This window comes from Peptostreptococcus sp., assembly GCF_036639115.1.
Lineage (GTDB): Bacteria > Bacillota > Clostridia > Peptostreptococcales > Peptostreptococcaceae > Peptostreptococcus.
In genome coordinates this window covers 270,182-291,374 of record NZ_JAVWJH010000002.1, presented here as the reverse complement: position 1 = coordinate 291,374, position 21,193 = coordinate 270,182, and the positions used below count along the sequence as shown (strand labels likewise).

Here is a 21,193-nt window from a genome sequence, read left to right as displayed (position 1 = left end):
TCAACAAATCAATCTAGTATATTATATTTTTATATTTCATCTCTTATAGCCAAAAATAGCTTTGCAGTAGCCAAAGTATCAGAATCTGCTCTATGTGCTTGTTCATTTATGATTCCATAATAATCACAAGCAGTTGCAAGTTTTTTATTTTTTCCATTATAATTTTTATTTTTCTTTAACATTTCCATAGTACATATATAGTCCGTTATTGGTTCTAAATCCATTTTGTCTAAATAATGATTCAAGAATTTAACATCAAATTTAGCATTGTGCGCTATTAAGGTTCTTTCACCTATGTATTCTCTAAATTTAGGCAATACGTCTTCAATTGAAGCAGCATCTGATACCATTTCATTTGTTATACTTGTTATATTAGTTATTGTAGAGGATATAAATCCTCTTGGTTTTATTAATCTTGAATAGTTTAATTTTATTTTATCGTCTTTTATCTCCGTAACTCCAATTTCTATTATTTCATCGCCATTGTTTGGGCTAAGTCCTGTAGTTTCAAGATCGACAACTATGTATTCCTTTTTATATAGACTCATCATAAAATACACCTCCATATCTAAAAGATCTTTAAATTCAAACCTCTAAAACTCTAAGGTTTGTATCCACATTATTGTATATTATTTATTTTCTATATTATTTATTTTCTATATTATTTATTCTCTATTGCTTTTTTCTTTTCTAGATTCATTTTTTATTCGAACAGCTTCTTCAAAAGGGATGTCATCGTCAAATCTTTCCATAAAACTATGTTTTTCATCGTTCATTTGCCATCCTAAAATTGAATCGACATTTACATTTTCAGCTGCTCTAAATATAGATTTTTCTACATTTACAAAATCTTTGGATAGATTTTTTATTAAATCTTTTATCTCAAATCTTTTATTTCCAGTTTTTTTAGCAGCTACCATACATGCACAATTAAGTGGCCATATACCAGTATATTTAATCCACTTTATTATATCCTCTTCTCTTATGTAATATAGTGGTCTTATTAGCTCTAATCCATCAAAATTTGTTGATTTTAATCTTGGAAGCATTGTTTTAAAGTTTCCAGAGCAAAGTATATTTAACATTGTAGTTTCTATTACATCATCATAGTGATGTCCTAGAGCTAGCTTGTTGCATCCTAACTCTTGGGCTTTATTGTACAAAGCTCCTCTTCTCATCTTAGCACACATATAGCAAGGATAATCACTGGCAATTCGATCTGCTACTTCAAAAATCTGTGACTCGAAAGTAACTATAGGAATTTCAAGATATTCACAATTTTCTTCTAAAAGTTGACGTATGCTCGTATGATAGCCAGGATCCATCGCTATATACACTACATCAAAATTCACAGGAGAATGTCTTTTTAATTCTTGAAACATCTTCGCCATCAAAATACTATCTTTTCCACCTGAAATTGCTACCGCAACCTTATCGCCTTCTTGTACAAGATTGTATGTTTTAATGGCCTTTATAAACTTTGACCAAATTTTCTTTCTATATCTTTTTGTAATACTTTTTTCAATTTCTTTTAAAGTTTTTTTATCTTCATCTGGAATAGGTGCTTGACAACCTGTTCCAGCTAATTTATTTTCTGCCATTTTTCCTCCTAATAATTTTTCAGAACAATTATATCATAATAAAATTATTCGGTCAAAATACGTAGTTTTAATTTATTGTTTTCATCTATTATATATGTAAATTTTGAATCAAATTTATTGCCATTCGCATCTAATAAAGATTTTAAAGAGGCCGTTTTTTTATTTGCAAGTCCTCTAATAAAGGTTTTATTTGGTTTCTTGCTGAATGAAGAAAGTAATGGATCATTTTTCCATACTGTAAATCCACAATTTTTATAATTTTCACATGCAAATGCCTTTTTTGATTCTAAAATATTTTTTCCACACTCAGGACACTCAGCTATAATCTCTAGCCCTGTGTTTTCATCTATATTTTTATTGTTTTTCTTTTTTGTATTAGTTTTTTCTTTAGCCTCAGACTTATTTGAATCTTTTATATTTTTATTATACCCCTTGGTATTTTTTTTAGCTAAAGTAAAGCTACTTTCTTTTACGAACTTTTTAGTTTTTGGATTATAAACCATTTTGTCAGTGTTTATGTCGGCGTTAGGTCCCATTTTTATTTGGTTCACATTTTCATATACAAATTTACAAATCATATTTAGATATTCTTTTCTATTATACTCACCCTTTTGTATATCCAGAAGATTCTTTTCAAGTTTACCAGTAAAATCAACATCAAATAAATTTTTAACTGGAAATATTTCAACTAAATTACTACCTAACTCTGTAATAGCATAACTTTTACCATTTTTTTTGACATAACCTACTTGACGTATCTTCTTTAATACATCTGCTCTAGTCGCTGAAGTTCCTATAGAATAACCTGACAAGACTGTTGTATCATCCTCTGATACATTTTTTCCACAGTTTTTCATAGCTTTTAATAAGGTATCTTCCGTATATGACTTTGGTGGTGTCGTAGTTTTTTCTATTGGCAAGATGTCTAAAATATCAACTTCTTCATTTTTTTCTACTAAAGGAAGCAAATTGGCCTTATTTTCCCTCTGATATAGTTCCAAAAATCCTTTTTTAATAAGTACTTTCCCCTTAGATATAAATTCATGCCCCTCTACATCTGTTATTATTTCAGTATTTTCGTATTCTGCTGGAGGCATAAAATTTGTTAGGAATCTATCTCTAATAGCTTCATAAACTATTTTTTCATCTCCACTTAATCCAGACGGAATTATATAGGTAGGTATGATAGCACTATGGCTTTCTACTTTTGCTGAATCAAAAACTCTTTTACTCTTGGAAAACTTAATTGACTCTTCACACCTATGACCATCCTTTATAATATTTAAACTCTTTTCAACCTTACTTGCAAGACTTTCTTCGAGATACATTGAATCAGTTCTAGGGTATGTTATAAAGCCTCCCTTACCTTTTCCCTCATATAGGCTTTGACAAACGTTCAAGACCTTATCTGATGTAAAAGAGGAGTATTTAGATGTTATATAACCTTGCAAAGATGTCAAAGAAAATAATTTTGGAGAGTACTCCTTAGAGTTAGTTACCTTTTTGCTCTTTATCAAAGCTGTATCCTTTTGAATACTCTCCACAATTGCCTTTGCATCTTCTAAAGTATCAAATTTACTTTCTTTCTTTTTTTGATACTTACCTATATACTCACCATCTTTTGCTTTAAAACTTCCCTCAATTTCATAATATATTTTAGGAATAAAGTTTTTAATTTCCATTTCTCTATCATATATCAGCTTTACTGTTGGAAGTATTACCCTTCCAATATTCAACATTTTGCCGTTTCCGTACTTAAGTGTTGCTATGCAAGTAAAATTAATACCAATCAACCAGTCAGTTAAAAGCCTTGTATATCCAGCTGCCTGCATATTTCTCATATCCTCATTTTCTTTTAATGAATTCATTCCTCTTGTAATGTCTTCTGGAGTCCATTCGTTGACAAGTATACGCTTAACTGGCTTTTTATTTTTAGCCTTCATAAAGATTAAAAAGGAGATTAGCTCTCCTTCTCTATCATTATCAGTTGCATTTATTATGTATTCGATATCATCTCTTGCTATCAAACTTTTTATTGTTTTGAATTGCTTATTTTTTGTTTTGTCTACTTTAAATTTAAATTTTTCTGTAGGAATAAATGGATAATTCTCCATTTTCCAAGAACCAGAATATTTTTCTTTATCATATTCTTTCATATCACAAAGTGATATCAAATGTCCTACAGCATAAGTGACAATGTAACCATTTCCTTCAAAATATCCATCTTTTCTTGTTTTTGCACTTAAAAAAGATGCTATTGTCTTAGCTACAGAAGGTTTTTCTGCTAATATTAAAATCATTATCTTACCTCTCTTTACTATCCGTAGTCTAAAATTAAACTAACCTTAATTATAACCTATTTATAATGGTATAGTCAATTTTATGAAAAATATCAAACAGATAAATTATGAGGCTCAATTGTATCGATATATTGATGAATTAATACAATTATTTTATTGCAAAAAGGTTTATACACTTCATCAGTTATAAACCTTTGCTATTTATTTACCTTGTGTTTTTATTACATAACTATACATTCATATATTTTTTATCTATATGATCTTTTAGCATCCAAGCCAAACGCCCATAGATAGATAGATTTCCATAATTAATAATTGCTTTTTGAGATCCACAATTTAAAATTTGTAGATACTTTTTCTGTGGGGTATATTTGTACTGAGGCTCTTTATTATTTAGCATGTTTATTAAATTCTTAAAAAGAATAGGAGCTTGCCTAAGAGCAAAAACACCTACCTTGGGAATATTAGGATTTGACTTTAAACAAATCATATCTCCCATGCATACAGAAAAATTATTTGCACATAATTTATCATCAACTAATATATAGTTATCTTCTGTTGTTTCATATCCTTTATACTCAATATCACATGCTTCTATACCACTAGATATTATGAGATAATCATAGCTATAAGATCCTTTATCTGTTTTAATTCTTTTATTTTTTCTATCTACATCTATCAAGTCCTCATTTAATTGGAAAGATATGTCTTCTGCCTTTAAAATTTCTCTCAGCTTACCTTTAGAACCCTTATTAAACCTACAAGCAAGTTCTTTACTAGAAGATATTATCTTTACATTTATATTTGGATACTTAATGTTTATCGAAATGGCAAGCTCAATAGCCGATGCTCCACTCCCTATAATAATCATTTCTTTAAATGTCAATTTATCAATAAAATGTTCTTTAGTATCCAATAAATTTTTAAAGTCTACTATTTCACATATTGGTTTTACATATCTAGAATTTCTTGAGTCTATTGGAAAATATTTTTTAGAATAGGAACCCAAATTCATCGATATAAAATCAAATTCATATGTATTTATTTTTGATTTATTTTCCAAATACCATTTTTCTTTATAACTGCTCGGCTTTTCTTTGATTTCAATATAATCATCCATCAAAATAGTACTGACTGATTTTTCATCTGAATCAATTTTTATTATCTTCTCATTTATATAATTTACGCCCGCTTTTTCACAAAGATTTTTTACATCAAAAGAAATCTCTTCTTCCTTATATATACCTTCGACAAATCCAGGTAACATACCTGAATAATATTGTTTATTGAAGTCGGTGATTAAGTGTATTTCATAATCTACTGTAGGGTTATTTATTAACTCTTTTAAGATATTAATATGTCCATGTCCACCACCGGCTAAAATTATCCTTTTCATAGCACTCTCCTAAAAAATATTTTTATCAATACATATTATACCTTTATTTTAGGATTTTTGTTGATTTTTTTTATATTTTTTATAAATAAAGGAGATCTTTGAAATAGATTTAATCTATTTGTAGTAATATTGAAATTAAACTTTTCGATATTACTAGTTTATAGGCAATATTTACTAGTTTAAAAGAATAATATTATATATAATTTAATATAGTAAACTATAGATAAATAAAATGATTATTATTTTAAAAAACTTGACACAGTCAAATATCTCAACTTATTTATAGGCTTTACAGAATATATCTAATAATTATTCATAGGAGGATAATAATGTTTAAAAAAATTTCAGCAATAACACTTTCGCTGCTACTCTCTGTATCAGCGATGCCCAGCATGTCTTTCGCGCAAGAAAACGATCTCTCTAAAGAAATATTGCAGTCAAACCCAGTCATAAATAATGAGTATGAGTTTGATGAGAAAAATAATACTATTACAAATTATAATGGAAACTCTAAAGAAATTGTAATTCCAGAAAAAATTAATGGTATCAGTGTGAAAAAAATAGGTCCAAAAGCTTTTGCTAGTAAAAATCTAGAAAAAATATCATTTAGTGAAGGACTTGAGTCAATAGAAAAGCAAGCCTTCATGGGAAATACAACCCTAAAAGAGGTTGATTTTAGTTCAACTATAAAAATAATTGGAGAAGCTTCTTTTTCAAAATGTGGAATAGAGAATTTAATCATACCAGAAGGCATAGAAGTAATCGATAATATTGCCTTTTTTGCCAATAAAAATCTACAAACAGTTCAGTTACCTGACTCTTTAAAAGTAATAAATAAACTTGCATTTTCTCAGTGTACAAGCCTTTCGGGAGAAATTTATCTTGGAAAGAATTTATCTACCTTTGAAACAAATGCTTTTCAAAAGATTGATAATAAAATAGATTTAAAAGTAGCTGAAGAAGGTTCTTCATTATTTTTTGTTGAAAATTCTATTCCAAACAACTATATAACTCTAAAATTACCTAAATATAGAAACATAACAGTACTTCCAAATTCTTTCCAAAAGGGTGCTGATATGTTAATTGATTTGGGTAGCCTTGAAATCAAACAAAACACTAGTAAAAATGATGTAAAAAATGAGTTATCAAAGATTGCTTTGAAGTCTGGTTTTAGATCTGTAAACAAAAATACATCTAATGCAGATAAGGTTTACGAATCTGAATTAGAATGGAATATTGATGACTTAGACACTTCGACTATCTCTACAACAAATATAAAAGGATTTTTTACACCTATAAATAACTCTCTCATAAATAAAAATGATCTTATGGATAATGATATAAATAATGATCTTTTAAAAAAAATTGATGTAAATCTTGACGTGAAAATAGTAAAAGATTCTTCTAACGTAGAATCGGAAAAATGGAATCAAAATGATTTCATATATGGCAACTGCCCTTCTACTATTCTTCAAGGCGGAGAGTACTTTGCTATAACTGGACTTTCAGATAGTGGAAAAACAAAAATTAAAACAAATAAAAATCTCGTACTTCCTAATAGTATTGAAGTCTTGGAAAACGGTAAAAAAGTAACTAAAAAGATAAGAGGAATAGGTCAAAATTCTTTTGATGGTCTAGGTATAAATAATTTAGAATTGCCAAAAATAAATGATGGGTATAATAATTTTATAATAGATATCAACTCTTTTGCCAATAATAATATTACTGATATCGATATTCCAAATGGAGTTAAATCAATTGATTCTTATGCTTTTAAAAATAACAATATTAAAGAGTTATACATTCCCTCTAGTGTAGTAAAAATAGGAAATGAATCCTTCTGTAACAATAAAATTGATAATCTTGAGTTCTCTGATGACGTTAAACTTATACAGATTGATAATTTCAGTTTTAAAAACAATAATTTAAAAAGCGTACATTTACCCTATAGTATCTTTAAGATTAAAGAATACGTATTTGCAAATAACCCTGGTATGGAAAAAATAGTAAATACTGAAGATAACACTCAGGATAAAAATTATGGAGTTGTACATTTATATACTAGAAATCCTAGCCATTTAACTAATGACACATATATATATGGAAGTAAATATCAAAAATTCATCTTGAAAGGTAAAAATGTAGTTAGAAAAGATTTATATGAAAAAATAGAACTTGCTAATTCCTTACAGTCTGATGATTATAAGAAAGTTTCTTGGAACAACTTTATAGAAATATTAAAACAAGCAAAAATAACATTTAAGAATGAAGATGCTCAGCAAGAAGATATCAATGATGAATTATCTAAGTTATCAGAGTCAATGAATAATTTGGAATCAATCGATATAAATAAAAAAATATTAATAAGTAAAATATTAGAATTAGAAAAATTAAAAGAAGAATTGTATACAAAGGAAAGCTGGTCTAACCTGATAGATCAGATAAATAATTCAAAAACTATTGTTGACAAAGCTAATGTAACGCAAGATGATATAGATAAATCATTAGAAAAATTAACTGATCTATGTAAAAATTTAGAAATAGCAGAACATATGAAATGGACTACAAGTGACTTTTCCTATGAAGGAAGTACAATAACGGGATACTCTGAAAGTGGAAAAAATAAATTCAAAGTGAACAAAGAATTAATCATTCCAAATACTACTCCTTCAGGTGAGAAAGTGACCGCAATAGGAAATAAAGCCTTTGAAGTTACTGATGGAATAATACTATCAACTGATACTATAGAGTCTCCAGAAGGTCTCACTAGTGTTATAATACCTGAAACAGTTACTAGCATTGGTGATTTAGCCTTTAAATATAATTCTTTAAGAAATATTAATTTCCCTAAAGATTTAAATCATATTGGGACATTAGCTTTTAACGGAAATCAGTTGCAGGAAATCCTGATACCCGATTCAGTAAATTCAATGGGAACTGGTGTTTTTTCATTAAACCCCACTAAAAAAGCAAAGCTTTCTAAATCTATGGATAAAGTTCCAGATGGAATATTTTCTAGAAATATTCAATTAACAAATATTGAAATTCCAGAAGGGGTAAAAGTTATAGGACAATCAGCATTTGTTGGCGCACCACTTACTGAAATAAATATTCCTTCTACTGTTACTGACATAGAAAGAAAAGCCTTTTCAGCCCAAAGATGTGAAAAAATTAGAATTCCTGGAAATGTAAAGAATATTGCTGAATTTGGATTTGAGGAAAACAAAAAATTTAGACATACAAAAGAAATTATATTAGGAGAAGGAGTAGAATCTATAAAAGCAAATGCTTTTAAGGGTTGTCTTTTAAAAGAAGTAACTTTACCAAACAGCCTAAAATTTTTAGATGATAAAGCATTTAATGACAATCTTAATGATGATAAAAAAGAGGCAGTTGTAAAATTGTACACTAACAACCCAAAACATATGGAAATCTTTAATTCTAGTAAGTACCATACTATTGAATTAAGAAAAGATACCTCTTCTGGATCTTCTTCAAATATTTCAAAGCATGAAAAATACACTAGAATATTTGGTGAAAATAGAATCGCTACATCTGCAAATATTTCAAAGAAATACTTTAATAAAAGTGATCATGCTGTAATTGTATCTTCTACAGCGTTTACAGATGCACTTACATCATCTATGATTGCAAATAAGTTAAATGCACCAATACTTCTTTCTAATAGAAATAATATTGATAAAAGTGTAATAAAAGAAATTGAAAGGCTGGGTGCAAGTAATGTAACTATAGTAGGTGGAGAAAATACTTTAAGCAATTCAATAAAAAAAGACCTTGAGAATATTAATGTGAAAATTGATAGAATTGCTGGTAATAATAGATATGAAACATCTACAGAATTAGCAAAACAACTCCTTGGTGAAGAAAAAATATGCGATGACGTATTTTTGATTGATGGAACAAATATATCTGATGGACTTTCAGTTGCCAATTTATCAACTAAGTTAAACAAACCCGTACTTCTAACAAGGCCTAATATGCTTCCAAGTGAAACAAAGGCATTTTTAAAAGATTATAAGATTAAAAATATTCATATTATAGGTGGTGATAAATCAATTAATAAAAATGTAGAAAGTTCATTAAGAAATTATAAAATTGATAGAATTGCTGGTAATAATAGATATGAAACTTCAACTCTAATAGCAAAAAAGGCGTATCCAAATGCAAAATCTATTCATATAGCAAATGGAAAAACTGGAGTTGATGCTCTAGTTAGTGGATCTATTATTTCAAAAACAAATACACCACTTGTACTGGTTGAAGAAAGTAACAACTTTGAAGTCAACAACTGGTATAAAGAAAATAATATGGAATCAATAAATGTTATTGGTGGAGAAATATCAATACCTAATAAAATAATTTTCAGTATAACTGCTAAATAATTTAGAGCAAATAATAAGTTATATACAAAAGCGGTCATATTAATATGACCGCTTTTAAATATTTAAATTTATCTTAAACTAATTTTGTAAGGCAACATCCATTCTCTTCTTCTTCAGATGCAACTCCTCCAACAAAATTTCCTGTAAAGCAAGCATCACAAAATTCTAGGCCTGGACATAATTGATCTAAGTCTTCAATTGGTAGATAACCCAATGAATCTGCATTAATGCTATCTCTTATCTCTTCAACGGTATGATTAACTGCCACAAGGTTGTCCCTACTAGGTACATCTGTTCCATAGTAGCAAGGGTGCCTAAATGGTGGTGAGCTCACTCTAACGTGAACCTCTAGTGCACCAGCATCCTTTAACATTTTAACTATATTTCTAATAGTAGTCCCTCTAACAACAGAGTCGTCCACCATTACTATTCTTTTTCCCTTCACTACTTCTCTTATAACATTTAGTTTAACCTGTACGCCAGATGTTCTTTCATTCTGACTTGGTTTAATAAAGGTTCTACCAACGTAGCTATTTTTATAAAAAGCCATTCCATAAGGTATTTTTGATGCCTGTGAATAACCTACTGCTGCTGCTAGACCTGATTCTGGAACACCAACTACCAAATCTGCCTCCACTGGAAATTTATCCGCAAGAAGCTTACCTGCAGTTACTCTAGATGAATAAACACTCTGACCATCAATATAGCTATCTGTTCTTGCAAAATATATATATTCAAATATACATCTAGCTGTTTTTGTAGATTCAGCAAATTTTTCTGATTTTATAACACCTTCAGTTATGGTAACTATTTCTCCTGGCTCTACATCTCTCACAAATTCAGCCCCAATTGTATCTAGAGCCGCTGTTTCTGAACTTAAAAAATATGTATTGTCTTTCTTTCCTATACATAGTGGTCTAAATCCAAATCTATCTCTTGCACCAATTAACTTAGCAGGACTTGATACCACTAAAGAGAATGCTCCCTGTAACTTTTGTGTTGCACTTTTTACTGCATCTTCTATACACAATGTATGTAATCTTTCTCTTGCTATAAGATAGGCTATAACTTCTGAATCTGTAGTTGTTTGGAATATAGCTCCCGTAGTTGCAAGTTCTTGCTTTAATTCTACTCCATTTGTCAGATTACCATTATGTGCCATAGAAAGTATACCCTTTATATAGTGAATAACAAATGGCTGGGCACATTCTATACCTCCACCACCTGCAGTAGAGTATCTCACATGACCTACGCCTAGATTTCCTTTTAAAGATCTTAGTGTTTTTTTGGTAAATACTTCATCTACTAAGCCTTGATCTTTATGAAACATTACATTTTTACAATTTTCTGAGGTATTGGTTACAGATATGCCAGCGCTTTCTTGTCCTCTATGTTGTAGGGCAAATAAGCCATAATAAATATAAGATGCTACATCTTCTCCATCAAAGTCATATGCACCAAATACTCCACACTCTTCACCTAGACCTGTCATAATTTCTTCTCTCATAATCTACTCCTAGAATCCAAGACGATTTCTTACTTCTGAGTATGCGTCTTCTACATTTCCCATATCTCTTCTGAATCTATCCTTATCCAATTTTTGGTTAGTATCTTTGTCCCAAAGACGACATGTATCTGGTGATATTTCATCAGCTAATATTATGTCTCCGTGGAATCTTCCGAACTCCAATTTAAAATCTATTAACTTTATATTTCTTTCTATAAAATATGCTTTTAGTAAATCATTTATCTTAAGGGCCATGTCCTTTATCTTATCTATTTCATCTTGGCTAGCAAGCTTAAGTGCTATTGCAAATGAATCATTGATTAGAGGATCTCCCAAATCATCATTTTTATATGAAAACTCTACTGTAGGTTGATCAAACTCTAAGCCTTCTTCAACTCCTAGTCTCTTGGAAAAACTTCCTGCTGCAACATTTCTAACAATTACTTCAAGTGGTACTATTTCAACTGACTTAACTACTGTATCCCTCTCATCTATAGTTTCTACAAAATGAGTGGATATTCCATTTTTTTCTAAATATTGGAATAATTGATTAGACATTAAATTATTAATTTCGCCTTTACCTGAGATAGTCCCTTTTTTTAATCCATTAAAAGCAGTGGCATCATCCTTGTATGAAACTATTAAATAATCCTCTACATCTGTCTTAAAAACTTTTTTAGCCTTACCTTCGTATAATTGTTCAAATTTCTTCATATCATCAGCTCCCTATTATAAATATTATAAACGATAAAATCGTATGTTTTAACTTCATATCTCTATTTTATTCGTATTAGAGATTTTTTGCAAGGGTAAATTCGTATTTTATTTATTTATTTTTCTTTTTTTTGCTTAAAAACGCCTTTATTACGAATTTTATAGCTGTATCATCCGAGTTAATGTTCGTATTTTAGAGAGCTGTCGGTATTTTAATAGATACTTTTACGAAAAATACTTACGTTTTTCTTTGTTTTCGTTCGTTTTAATGTTTTTATCTTTAAGAGGATAAAAATCTAGCTAAAAAAGCGCCAATACCAAATGATATTGACGCTAAAATTTTTATAGAGTTTCTAAAAACATATTAATTCTAGTCTTTGCTCTATCTTCTCCCATTATCTGTTGAATGCTCCAAAGATCTGGTGATTGGGTTCTGCCTACTACAGCTAGTCTAATTGCAGTTGACACGTCTGTTATATTTCCCTTGTAAGCTTCTGGATTTTTCTTAAACTCTTTATTATTAGAAGTGAATCCATTACTATCAGTAATTTCTTTTACCTTTTCAAACCATTCTTCATTTGTATCTTCTTGATTGTACATATCTACATACTGAGAAATTATCTTCTTTGCATCATCCTTAGATACTCTTTCTGGAAGAGAATCTTCATGCTTAAATCCTTCATCAAAATAATATCCAATAAAGTCCATTATCTGCGTACAATTCATCAAGTCTTTTCTAGGCTTTTTGCCACCTCTTCCGATTGAAAGAAGCTTTACTATGTCATCATGATACTTTGTAAGTAGAGTATGAGCTTCTTTATTGAATCTAGATGACCATTCCATCATAAAGTTCATGATCTCTTCTTCTGACATCTTTACAAGAACATCTTTTGAGATATCATTTAGTTTATTTAAATCAAATAAAGCCCCTGAAGAACTCATATGTTTTGTTTTAAAGTTGAACTCTTTATAAGACTTATCTGGATTTTTCATTCTCCACTCTTCATAGTTTGAGTTCATAAGAGTCATTAAATACTCTGTTACAGCCTCTGGGAAATATCCATCTCTCATATAATATTCTAGTGAAAGTTCAGGATCCTTTCTCTTAGAAAGCTTTCTTTTCTTTCCACCATCTTCTATCTTCATTAAGTGTGCTGTATGGTTATAGTTTGGTCTTCTCCAATCCATAACAAAAAATAATTCTAGATGTATTGGTAAAGTTGAAAGCCACTCTTCTCCTCTTACGACATCTGTTATTCTCATAAAATGATCATCTACTACATGAGCAAAATGATATGTAGGAATACCATTATTTTTAAGTAAAACAACATCTAGATTATTTTGTCTAACTGTTATTTCACCACGTATACCGTCCTTAAATTTCATAGCTACTTCAGGATCTCCACCTGACTTTAATCTTAAAGTCCAAGCTTCTCCTGCTTCTATTTTTTCCTTTATCTGATCAAACGTAAGATCTCTATCTGTTGCCCACTTACCATAATAACCAGTATTTACGCCTTCTTTTTCTTGCTCTTCTCTTAAGCTAGCCATTTCTTCTTCAGTTATAAAAGATGGATATGTATATCCCTTTTCTGTAAGATATTTGGCAGCTGTTTGATAGATTTCTTTTCTATCACTCTGTCTATATGGTCCATATATTCCATCCTCACCATCTAGAGTAACACCTTCATCAAACTCTATTCCAAAGAATTTCAAAGAGTTTATTATTAATTCTTCTGATCCTTCAACCTTTCTTTTATGGTCAGTGTCTTCTATTCTAAGTAACATTGGACCTTCACTTAAATGTGCCATTCTTTCATCGACAAGTGCACCATAAAGGTTTCCAAGATGTATAAATCCTGTAGGACTTGGTCCTAGTCTAGTTACCTTTGCCTTTTTTCCTAATTCTCTTTCAGGATATAATTCTTCATAATATTCTATTGTTTTATCAATATTTGGGAATAATAATTCAGCTAATTCTTTGCTCATAATTTATTCGGGAAATTCCCTAATACCTCCTATATTTATATATTTTATATTAATTATTACATAATTATTTACATTTTATCATTATACCATAATAAATATAGTTTATAAAGAATTTTAGAAGTCTGATTCAACAAATATATAATAAAAATGGACACTTATAAATTTATAAGTGTCCATTTTTATTATATATTAATCTGCTAAATATTCTTTTATGAAAAATTCATTAATATTTCTTAGAGATCTAATTAATATTTTATCTTCATGAAGATCTAAGTCAATCATAACCCTATCAATCATCTCATCATGGAAATTTTTATGTATTTTATTGGCAAGTTCTCCCTTTCTTGTTAGAGATGCAAGTACAACACGCCTATCTGTAGGGTCTTTTTCTCTTTTTGCGTATCCTTTTTTTTCTAGTTTTGTCATAGTAGCTGTTAGTGTTCCCATAGTAATGTGGAGCTCTTCTGCGACTTCTGACATCATCTTCCCCTCTTCTCCTATACCTATTGCATCTATAGCATGTATTTCGCTCATTGATAGGTCTGAGATGCCTCTCATTCTAACTGCTTTTTCTTCAATCATCATAATATTATTAAATAGTTCTACTATTATTTCATTTATTATTTTTTTAGAATCTTCAAAAGTATGATCTTCTTCAATTAATTCTTCTGTACTTTCTGTATCTATAGCTTTTGATTCAAGCTCGATATTATCACTCATCTTATTACCTCTTCTCATTATTTATTTTATAAACAACAATAATTCATTTTAAAAATAGTGTACATTAAATTATAAACGTCTACTCTATCCTTGTCAACAATATAAAGGTTAAATTAAACCCTTATATAAAAAAAGAGTTGGCAACCTGTAAGAACAACCAACTCTCTAAATATCATTTATTATATACTATTATTTACTTAGTTTATTTAATATCTACAGCTGGGGTACTTCTAAATTTTATCTAGATAGGTTAGTTTTAAATATTAAATAACTTATTAGAACTACACAATAAAATTATTATTGATACTGTGGAACTAAATAATTTATGGCATGCAGATTTGTAGAATACTTTGATATATCATGCATTTTCTTTCCTATTTTGCTAGGCCAAGCTATATCAGTTGCATACTGATGCCACATGACATCTTTTGACCACTTCATTGAATAAAGAGTATATTGTCTATACTGATCATTGTGAATGTATTTTGTTGATATCCAGTTTGCAGCACCGTCTAAACCTGCTACAACTGTTGTCCAACCATTCTTATATGCTGTTGCTGCTCCACCATTTACTGCATTTCCATCTACTGCGCCTATTCCAAAGAAGTTATATACTTTCTTTCCATTATACATTACTCCCTTTGCAAGAGTTGATGTTCCATGTCCTGTTTCTAACATTGAGTGAGCAACAAGATATAATACATTTACATTATTCTTCTTTGCCGCATTTATAAATGCTGCTCCCTGATTATGAAATACATTGCCAGACGGACATACTTTATTTAAATACTGGTTTAACTGATCTACTGTCAAATCATCAGTGTATCTGTTTAATTCTGCAAACTGCATCATCCCAGCCTCATCAGTAAAGTTTTTGGGATTCATATAATGCATCAATTCATCTTTTGTAGCTGGCTTCCAACCACCTGCAGAGTTAACATTTAAAGTAGTTGACATCTCAAGATCCACAAATTTAGACAAACTCATTCCCATATTCACATAATTTACTGTGCCATCTGGTGAAGTCTTATCTGGATTGTTATTGTCTTCTACATCTGGAGGATTTTCAGTGTTTCCATTATTTCCTGTATTATCATCTACATCGTCAATACCTTCTTCTAGGTAATATGATGAAACATACCCTGCCTTACCATTAAACTTGACCTGAGACCATCCATTGCTTTCAGAAACAAATTCTACTGTATCCCCTTTTTTCAAAGTAAAAACCTTTTCGCTTGATACACTTGTAGTCTTTCTAGCATTAAGGTTATTTGATGTAACTGTCATTGATTTTGACTTGTTTACACTACCATCAGGAACTAAAAATTTAGTCGATACATATCCTTGCTTTCCATTGCAATCAACCTTTGACCAACCAACGGTTTCTTCTAATACCTTAACTTTGTCACCTTTCTTTAACACAGCTATTACCTTACCATTTGTGCTAGGTGCTGTTCTAAGGTTTAAAGAATCATTATTTACAACCATATTGCTTGACTTAGGTGAACTCTTTATATTGTTTGTTTCATTTGTTTTAGATATTGCACTACTTTGAACCCAACCATCTTTATTATTGGATTTTATATTTACCCAACCATCTTTTTCTGATACTATTTGAACTTTGTCGCCCTTTTTTAATACAAACTTTACACTATCATTTATACTTGGATTTACTCTTATATTAACAAATTCATAATTTACTATTCCCATACTATCTGCAGACGCAACTACACCCAATATTGGAAGCATAGCTAACGTAGATAGAACTAATTTTGTTTTCAAAAATATCACTCCTATTCCTAAAAATTAATAAATTCATTATAGCAAATAATTACAACTTTGTAAATAATAAATGCCAAAAGTTACAAATAAGTTACATATAGTTAAAATCCTAATTTATTTTTTCAGCATTATATTCTTATTTCTACTATAATCATAATCTTTTCAACGCAATTCTTTACATATTAATACTCTTTTTATCAAGTGTCAATATGTTTTCTTGTTTTTTTGGAAATTTTTTTCAATTTAAATATGACTCTTTATTTTTTACAACTTTGATGTATAATATTATATGTAGTTTGACAATAAACATATTTTTATAGTTTATTGCAAATATATGACAGTTCGAAACCATCCTGTCAATAAATAAAACTAGGAGGATTTTTTTATGAAAAATTTTAATGTAAGAGATTTGGTTGGAAATGCACTTGTTTGTGCAATTTATGTGGTGTTGACCCTGATTAACCCACTTAGCTATGGGGCTGTTCAGTTTAGATTCAGCGAAATAATGGCTGTACTTCCTTTCTTTGATAGAAAGTACATTCCCGGAGTCACTATAGGAGTTTTACTTGCAAACCTATTTAGTCAACTAGGTATAGTTGACGTACTAGTCGGAGTAGGTATATGTATGATTTCCTATACAATTAGCTATTTTGTCAAAAATCCATATAGCAATGCAGTAATTTATTCTATACTATGTGGTATTTTTGTAGCTAGTGAATTATATTTTGTTGTACATGCTCCTCTATTAATTACTGGAACTAGTATATTGATAGGTCAGCTTGTAGTCACAATTATCGGTGTTGTAATATTTAAAAGAATTAGTCAAAAAACTTCTTTTTTCAAAAAAATTGACGCAACTGCATAATAAATTTTAATTAAATCATCTATTACAATTATTACAGTTTTTGAATGACTGCGAATTGTAGTGGATGATTTTTATTATGCTGTAATTTATAGTTACAACAAGAAATTAATAATTTCTATCAATTTTATTATTAATCTTCTATGTGATATAATTAAGACAAAGGGAGGTAACATTATGAATGATAAAAAAATAGAACAACTAAAAAGCTTTATAGATGAATCAAAAAATATCGTGTTTTTTGGTGGAGCTGGTGTGTCTACTGAATCAAATATACCCGATTTTCGTAGCTCTGACGGGCTATTCAGTAGGCAATTAAATCAACACTTTTCACCTGAAGAGTTGGTATCACATACTTTTTATAAACGTTATCCAGAAGATTTTTTTAAATTTTATAAAGAAAATATGATTTATCCTAATGCAAAGCCCAACAAAGCTCATTTAGCTCTTGCAAGATTAGAAGCCCAAGGAAAGCTCAAGGCTGTCATAACACAAAACATAGATGGTTTACATCAAAAGGCAGGTAGCAAGACTGTATACGAGCTTCACGGCACGGTTAATTCAAATACGTGTGAACAATGTAGTGCACAATATAATTTAGATGAGTTTTTAAAGCTACCTGGACTTGTTCCTCACTGCAGTGAATGTGGAGCGAGGGTAAAGCCTGATGTTGTGTTATACGGTGAATCTTTAAATGAAGATACAATTGTAAATTCTATTAACGCCATTTCAAAAGCTGATATGCTGATAGTTGGAGGAACTTCTCTAGTAGTCTATCCAGCAGCTGGATTTTTGAGCTACTTCAGTGGTAAGTATCTAGTATTAATAAATAAAAGCTCCACAATGATGGATAAAGATGCAAACTTAATAATAAATGATTCTATAGGATCTGTTTTAGATAAGACTATAAATGATATCTAAAAATTTCTTAATAAAAAAATCAGCATGTTTGTTGAAACAAACATGCTGATTTTCAGATTAAAACATCTAAATATAATCAATATTAATATAGTTTTTCTGCTGCCTTTATAAGAACCATTAAACTTTTTTCTAAGTTCTTTTTAAACTTATCATCAAAACCGTTCATATTCTGAACCAAAACTGAAGCTATTCTATCTTCTTCTTCAGCCAATACTTCTCTTCCCTTTTCAGTCATACCATAAAAGGTATTTCTTCTGTCTTTAGGATCTTCTTCTCTAAATACATAGTCGCTGTCTACCATTTTGTTTAGTAATATACAAAGACTTGATGTAGATACATATAAATCCTTGCTTAAATTCTTAAGCTCAATCTTGTCGTACTTTTTCATTTGCTCTAAAGTAAAAAATTGTTTTGTAGTAAATTTTTGTATTTTCTTCATGCCAGAGCCAGTGACATTTTTTATCATATTATCAAATATGTTGAAGTTTTCAAGCAAAAGTAGTGCTAATTCCTTATCTTCCATAACTATCCTCCTACTCTCTTATTAAAGCAGATTATTATATTTATTCTGTTTTGACTTAAAAATAAATTAATAGTAAATATTTTGTATACTATATAATATTATATCATATTTTTTTAAAAAAAGTAAATTTTTAAATAAAATTACATAATTTTTTCATATATACAATACAATAAATTCATTGTATTATAAATAATTTTAGTTTTGTGAAACCAAATCTTTATTTGGCAACTCATTTAAAGATTCAATATCTAAAAGTTTCAAAAATTCATCTGTAGTTTTAAACAGTATTGGTTTACCAATCTTGTTTAGTCTACCCGATTCATATATAAGGCTTTGATCCAAGAGTGTGGATATTACTCGATCACACTTTACTCCTCTGATACTTTCTATCTCAGTTTTTGTTATAGGCTGCTTATATGCTACTATTATCAAAGTCTCTAATGTAGCTTGACTCAGGGTTTTCTTTCTGCTTGGTTCAATTATTTTTTTTATAAAATCAGCATATTCTGGGTTAGAACACATCTGATATTTATCTCCCAACTTAATTATATGAATACCTCGATTATTTTCTTTGTATTCTTCAATAAGTATATCTAGCATAATTTCTATCTCTTTTGGAGCAAGTTCTTCATTTATTGCTAGGTTCAAATCTTTAATACTCACAGGTTCTCCATATGAAAACATAATTGCTTCAATTATGCTTTTTATTTCACTTCTTTTAATTTCCTTTTTTTCCATTCATTACACCACTTTCGTACCTATAATCATCTTTTAAAGATTATTATCTTTTTTGAATAATATTTCTTAAATAAACACTATAAATACTCGATTAAAAATTATTTTGAGTATTATTTTAATTTTTATCTTAATTATCGTTTAGTTTTACATTATTATCTAACATCTTTTTTTGTTTCTTTGCAAATCTTCTATTTGCTTTTTTTTCTATTTTTTCATATTCTTTGTCAGTTATACTTTCTTCTATGACTATTTCTTTATCATTTTCTTTTTTTTCTATGACTATTTCATCATAAATACTTTCTTGTTTGATAACAATCTCTTTTAATTTTATTAGCTCCAAAACTGCCAGGAAGTTTGCTATAATTTCTTTCTTACTTCCTGATTTTATAACTTCACTAAATTTTATTTTTTTTCTACTAATCATATTCTGCCTAATAGAATCAATTCTTGATTCGACACTAATATTTTTATTTTTTACAATATCCTTTAGTTTTTCGTTTTTATTTAATAATTCTTCAGTTTCTTCACTGTCTATTTCTTTAAACAACTTTGTTATCAGTTTTTTTACACTTTCAATTGTTATATCAGATAAATCTAATTCTTCATCCTCTATATATTCTTCTTTTTCTCTGTAAAACTTATCTTCATATTCTTTGATCTCTTCTCTTAATTCATCAGTTATTTCTCTTATTTTTTGATATTCTTCAATTTGTTGCACCAATTCTTTACGAGGATCTTCGTCTTCTTCCAAATTGTACTTCAAATAAAGTATATATCTAGACTTTATTTCCAATAACTTTGATGCCATATCTATAAAATCGCTAGCAAGATCAAGATCAAACTCTCCCATATTATCTATATAGTTTACATATTGTTCAGTAATTTCAACTATAGATATATCTGTGATATCTATTTTATTTCTATGAATAAGGTCCATAAGAAGTTCCATAGGTCCTTCATACTTTTTTGTTTGAATACTATAATCCATTACTTCACCCCATTTTACAGAAACAACATTACTATTTTATAGAAAAACATGTATATAGGATTTAAAATATATGAAAATGCATTTGTCATAATTAAAATAATAAATATTATAGTTGTATACCTAGAATATTCATATACCTTATACACTACGTCTCTTGGCAAGAATGTAGCTACAAGGTTCCATCCATCCAAAGGTGGTATTGGAAGGATATTAAATGCAGCAAAACCTATATTATACATTACCAAAGCATACGTTACTGCCTTGATTGATGCTACACCTACATATTTATTAATTAATGCAAATACTATTGCTGACAGTAAATTAAATGTTATACCAGCTAATGAAACTGTAATATTTCCTATCTTTTCATTTTTATAGTTGTATGGATTCACTGGAACAGGCTTTGCCCATCCGAAATGTACTAGAAACATCATCAACATACCAAATGGATCTATATGATTGATTGGGTTAATAGTCATTCTTCCAGCATCCTTTGCAGTATCATCACCATTTAAATGGGCCACGAATGCATGACCAAACTCATGGACTGATATTGCAAATAAAATCGCTAACAGTGTTATCAAAAAATCCGAAACACTATTTAAAAATTCAAAACTCAAATTGTTACCTCCGCCTATTATTTAATTTTGTATTTGAATAGTATATTGCTTTAATTTTTATATATACTATTCTAATTATAATATATTAATTATTCCTTAACAAATACATATATTTTTAATTTTAATAAA

At 29.1% G+C, this 21,193-nt stretch carries 16 protein-coding genes; 3 read left to right on the top strand and 13 right to left on the bottom strand.

Annotated features, from left to right (window positions below; translation table 11 throughout):
• Positions 1–29: 29 nt before the first annotated feature.
• From RR561_RS03555 to RR561_RS03540, 4 genes are all read right to left on the bottom strand, one after another.
• The gene (locus RR561_RS03555; protein WP_332506055.1) at positions 30–551 is read right to left on the bottom strand and encodes a 3'-5' exonuclease; all 522 of its coding nucleotides are present in this window, start codon (positions 549–551) and stop codon (positions 30–32) included.
• A 114-nt stretch (positions 552–665) separates the two neighbouring features.
• Complete coding sequence (locus RR561_RS03550) at positions 666–1,601, bottom strand: tRNA 2-thiocytidine biosynthesis TtcA family protein (RefSeq protein WP_332506054.1); 936 nt, start codon at positions 1,599–1,601, stop codon at positions 666–668.
• 44 nt (positions 1,602–1,645) lie between these two features.
• Positions 1,646–3,901 (bottom strand): type IA DNA topoisomerase, encoded by a 2,256-nt coding sequence (locus tag RR561_RS03545; protein ID WP_332506053.1) that lies wholly within the window; start codon positions 3,899–3,901, stop codon positions 1,646–1,648.
• Positions 3,902–4,130: 229 nt separating this feature from the next.
• Positions 4,131–5,297 carry an NAD(P)/FAD-dependent oxidoreductase gene (locus RR561_RS03540; RefSeq protein ID WP_332506052.1) on the bottom strand — a complete coding sequence of 389 codons (1,167 nt, stop codon included), beginning with the start codon at positions 5,295–5,297 and terminating at the stop codon, positions 4,131–4,133.
• A gap of 329 nt (positions 5,298–5,626) precedes the next feature.
• On the opposite strand from RR561_RS03540, the gene RR561_RS03535 reads away from it, so the two are divergent.
• Positions 5,627–9,700 carry a leucine-rich repeat protein gene (locus tag RR561_RS03535; protein WP_332506051.1) on the top strand — a complete coding sequence of 1,358 codons (4,074 nt, stop codon included), beginning with the start codon at positions 5,627–5,629 and terminating at the stop codon, positions 9,698–9,700.
• Positions 9,701–9,773: 73 nt separating this feature from the next.
• Here RR561_RS03535 and purF read toward each other — a convergent pair whose 3' ends face one another.
• The 5 genes from purF to RR561_RS03510 form a co-directional block, all read right to left on the bottom strand.
• Complete coding sequence (gene purF, locus RR561_RS03530) at positions 9,774–11,207, bottom strand: amidophosphoribosyltransferase (protein ID WP_332506050.1); 1,434 nt, start codon at positions 11,205–11,207, stop codon at positions 9,774–9,776.
• Positions 11,208–11,216: 9 nt separating this feature from the next.
• Positions 11,217–11,921 carry a phosphoribosylaminoimidazolesuccinocarboxamide synthase gene (purC, locus tag RR561_RS03525; protein ID WP_332506049.1) on the bottom strand — a complete coding sequence of 235 codons (705 nt, stop codon included), beginning with the start codon at positions 11,919–11,921 and terminating at the stop codon, positions 11,217–11,219.
• A 342-nt stretch (positions 11,922–12,263) separates the two neighbouring features.
• A complete protein-coding gene (gene gltX, locus RR561_RS03520) occupies positions 12,264–13,910 on the bottom strand; it encodes a glutamate--tRNA ligase (RefSeq protein ID WP_332506048.1) in 1,647 nt (548 codons plus the stop codon).
• A 189-nt stretch (positions 13,911–14,099) separates the two neighbouring features.
• Positions 14,100–14,630, bottom strand: coding sequence for a MarR family winged helix-turn-helix transcriptional regulator (locus tag RR561_RS03515; RefSeq protein WP_332506047.1), 531 nt, complete (start codon positions 14,628–14,630; stop codon positions 14,100–14,102).
• A 297-nt stretch (positions 14,631–14,927) separates the two neighbouring features.
• Entirely contained in the window at positions 14,928–16,421 is a 1,494-nt protein-coding gene (locus RR561_RS03510; RefSeq protein WP_334309580.1) for an SH3 domain-containing protein, read from the bottom strand.
• A gap of 376 nt (positions 16,422–16,797) precedes the next feature.
• Between RR561_RS03510 and RR561_RS03505 the strand changes: the two genes are divergently transcribed.
• Both RR561_RS03505 and RR561_RS03500 read left to right on the top strand, forming a co-directional pair.
• Entirely contained in the window at positions 16,798–17,277 is a 480-nt protein-coding gene (locus RR561_RS03505; RefSeq protein ID WP_332506045.1) for a QueT transporter family protein, read from the top strand.
• A 174-nt stretch (positions 17,278–17,451) separates the two neighbouring features.
• A complete protein-coding gene (locus RR561_RS03500; RefSeq protein ID WP_332506044.1) occupies positions 17,452–18,195 on the top strand; it encodes an NAD-dependent protein deacylase in 744 nt (247 codons plus the stop codon).
• An 82-nt stretch (positions 18,196–18,277) separates the two neighbouring features.
• Here RR561_RS03500 and RR561_RS03495 read toward each other — a convergent pair whose 3' ends face one another.
• From RR561_RS03495 to RR561_RS03480, 4 genes are all read right to left on the bottom strand, one after another.
• A complete protein-coding gene (locus RR561_RS03495; protein WP_332506043.1) occupies positions 18,278–18,718 on the bottom strand; it encodes a MarR family winged helix-turn-helix transcriptional regulator in 441 nt (146 codons plus the stop codon).
• Positions 18,719–18,913: 195 nt separating this feature from the next.
• Positions 18,914–19,441 (bottom strand): SMC-Scp complex subunit ScpB, encoded by a 528-nt coding sequence (gene scpB / locus RR561_RS03490; protein WP_334309587.1) that lies wholly within the window; start codon positions 19,439–19,441, stop codon positions 18,914–18,916.
• A gap of 142 nt (positions 19,442–19,583) precedes the next feature.
• Positions 19,584–20,444 carry a segregation and condensation protein A gene (locus tag RR561_RS03485; protein WP_332506041.1) on the bottom strand — a complete coding sequence of 287 codons (861 nt, stop codon included), beginning with the start codon at positions 20,442–20,444 and terminating at the stop codon, positions 19,584–19,586.
• Positions 20,445–20,458: 14 nt separating this feature from the next.
• A complete protein-coding gene (locus RR561_RS03480; RefSeq protein WP_332506040.1) occupies positions 20,459–21,064 on the bottom strand; it encodes a site-2 protease family protein in 606 nt (201 codons plus the stop codon).
• Between the last annotated feature and the right edge of the window lie 129 nt (positions 21,065–21,193).

What these genes read in the sequence shown, in the direction of transcription:
- RR561_RS03555 (WP_332506055.1), bottom strand. Translation starts at nt 551, where the DNA reads ATGATGAGTCTATATAAAAAGGAATACATAGTTGTCGATCTTGAAACT.
- RR561_RS03550 (WP_332506054.1), bottom strand. Translation starts at nt 1,601, where the DNA reads ATGGCAGAAAATAAATTAGCTGGAACAGGTTGTCAAGCACCTATTCCA.
- RR561_RS03545 (WP_332506053.1), bottom strand. Translation starts at nt 3,901, where the DNA reads ATGATTTTAATATTAGCAGAAAAACCTTCTGTAGCTAAGACAATAGCA.
- RR561_RS03540 (WP_332506052.1), bottom strand. Translation starts at nt 5,297, where the DNA reads ATGAAAAGGATAATTTTAGCCGGTGGTGGACATGGACATATTAATATC.
- RR561_RS03535 (WP_332506051.1), top strand. Translation starts at nt 5,627, where the DNA reads ATGTTTAAAAAAATTTCAGCAATAACACTTTCGCTGCTACTCTCTGTA.
- purF (WP_332506050.1), bottom strand. Translation starts at nt 11,207, where the DNA reads ATGAGAGAAGAAATTATGACAGGTCTAGGTGAAGAGTGTGGAGTATTT.
- purC (WP_332506049.1), bottom strand. Translation starts at nt 11,921, where the DNA reads ATGAAGAAATTTGAACAATTATACGAAGGTAAGGCTAAAAAAGTTTTT.
- gltX (WP_332506048.1), bottom strand. Translation starts at nt 13,910, where the DNA reads ATGAGCAAAGAATTAGCTGAATTATTATTCCCAAATATTGATAAAACA.
- RR561_RS03515 (WP_332506047.1), bottom strand. Translation starts at nt 14,630, where the DNA reads ATGAGTGATAATATCGAGCTTGAATCAAAAGCTATAGATACAGAAAGT.
- RR561_RS03505 (WP_332506045.1), top strand. Translation starts at nt 16,798, where the DNA reads ATGAAAAATTTTAATGTAAGAGATTTGGTTGGAAATGCACTTGTTTGT.
- RR561_RS03500 (WP_332506044.1), top strand. Translation starts at nt 17,452, where the DNA reads ATGAATGATAAAAAAATAGAACAACTAAAAAGCTTTATAGATGAATCA.
- RR561_RS03495 (WP_332506043.1), bottom strand. Translation starts at nt 18,718, where the DNA reads ATGGAAGATAAGGAATTAGCACTACTTTTGCTTGAAAACTTCAACATA.
- RR561_RS03485 (WP_332506041.1), bottom strand. Translation starts at nt 20,444, where the DNA reads ATGGATTATAGTATTCAAACAAAAAAGTATGAAGGACCTATGGAACTT.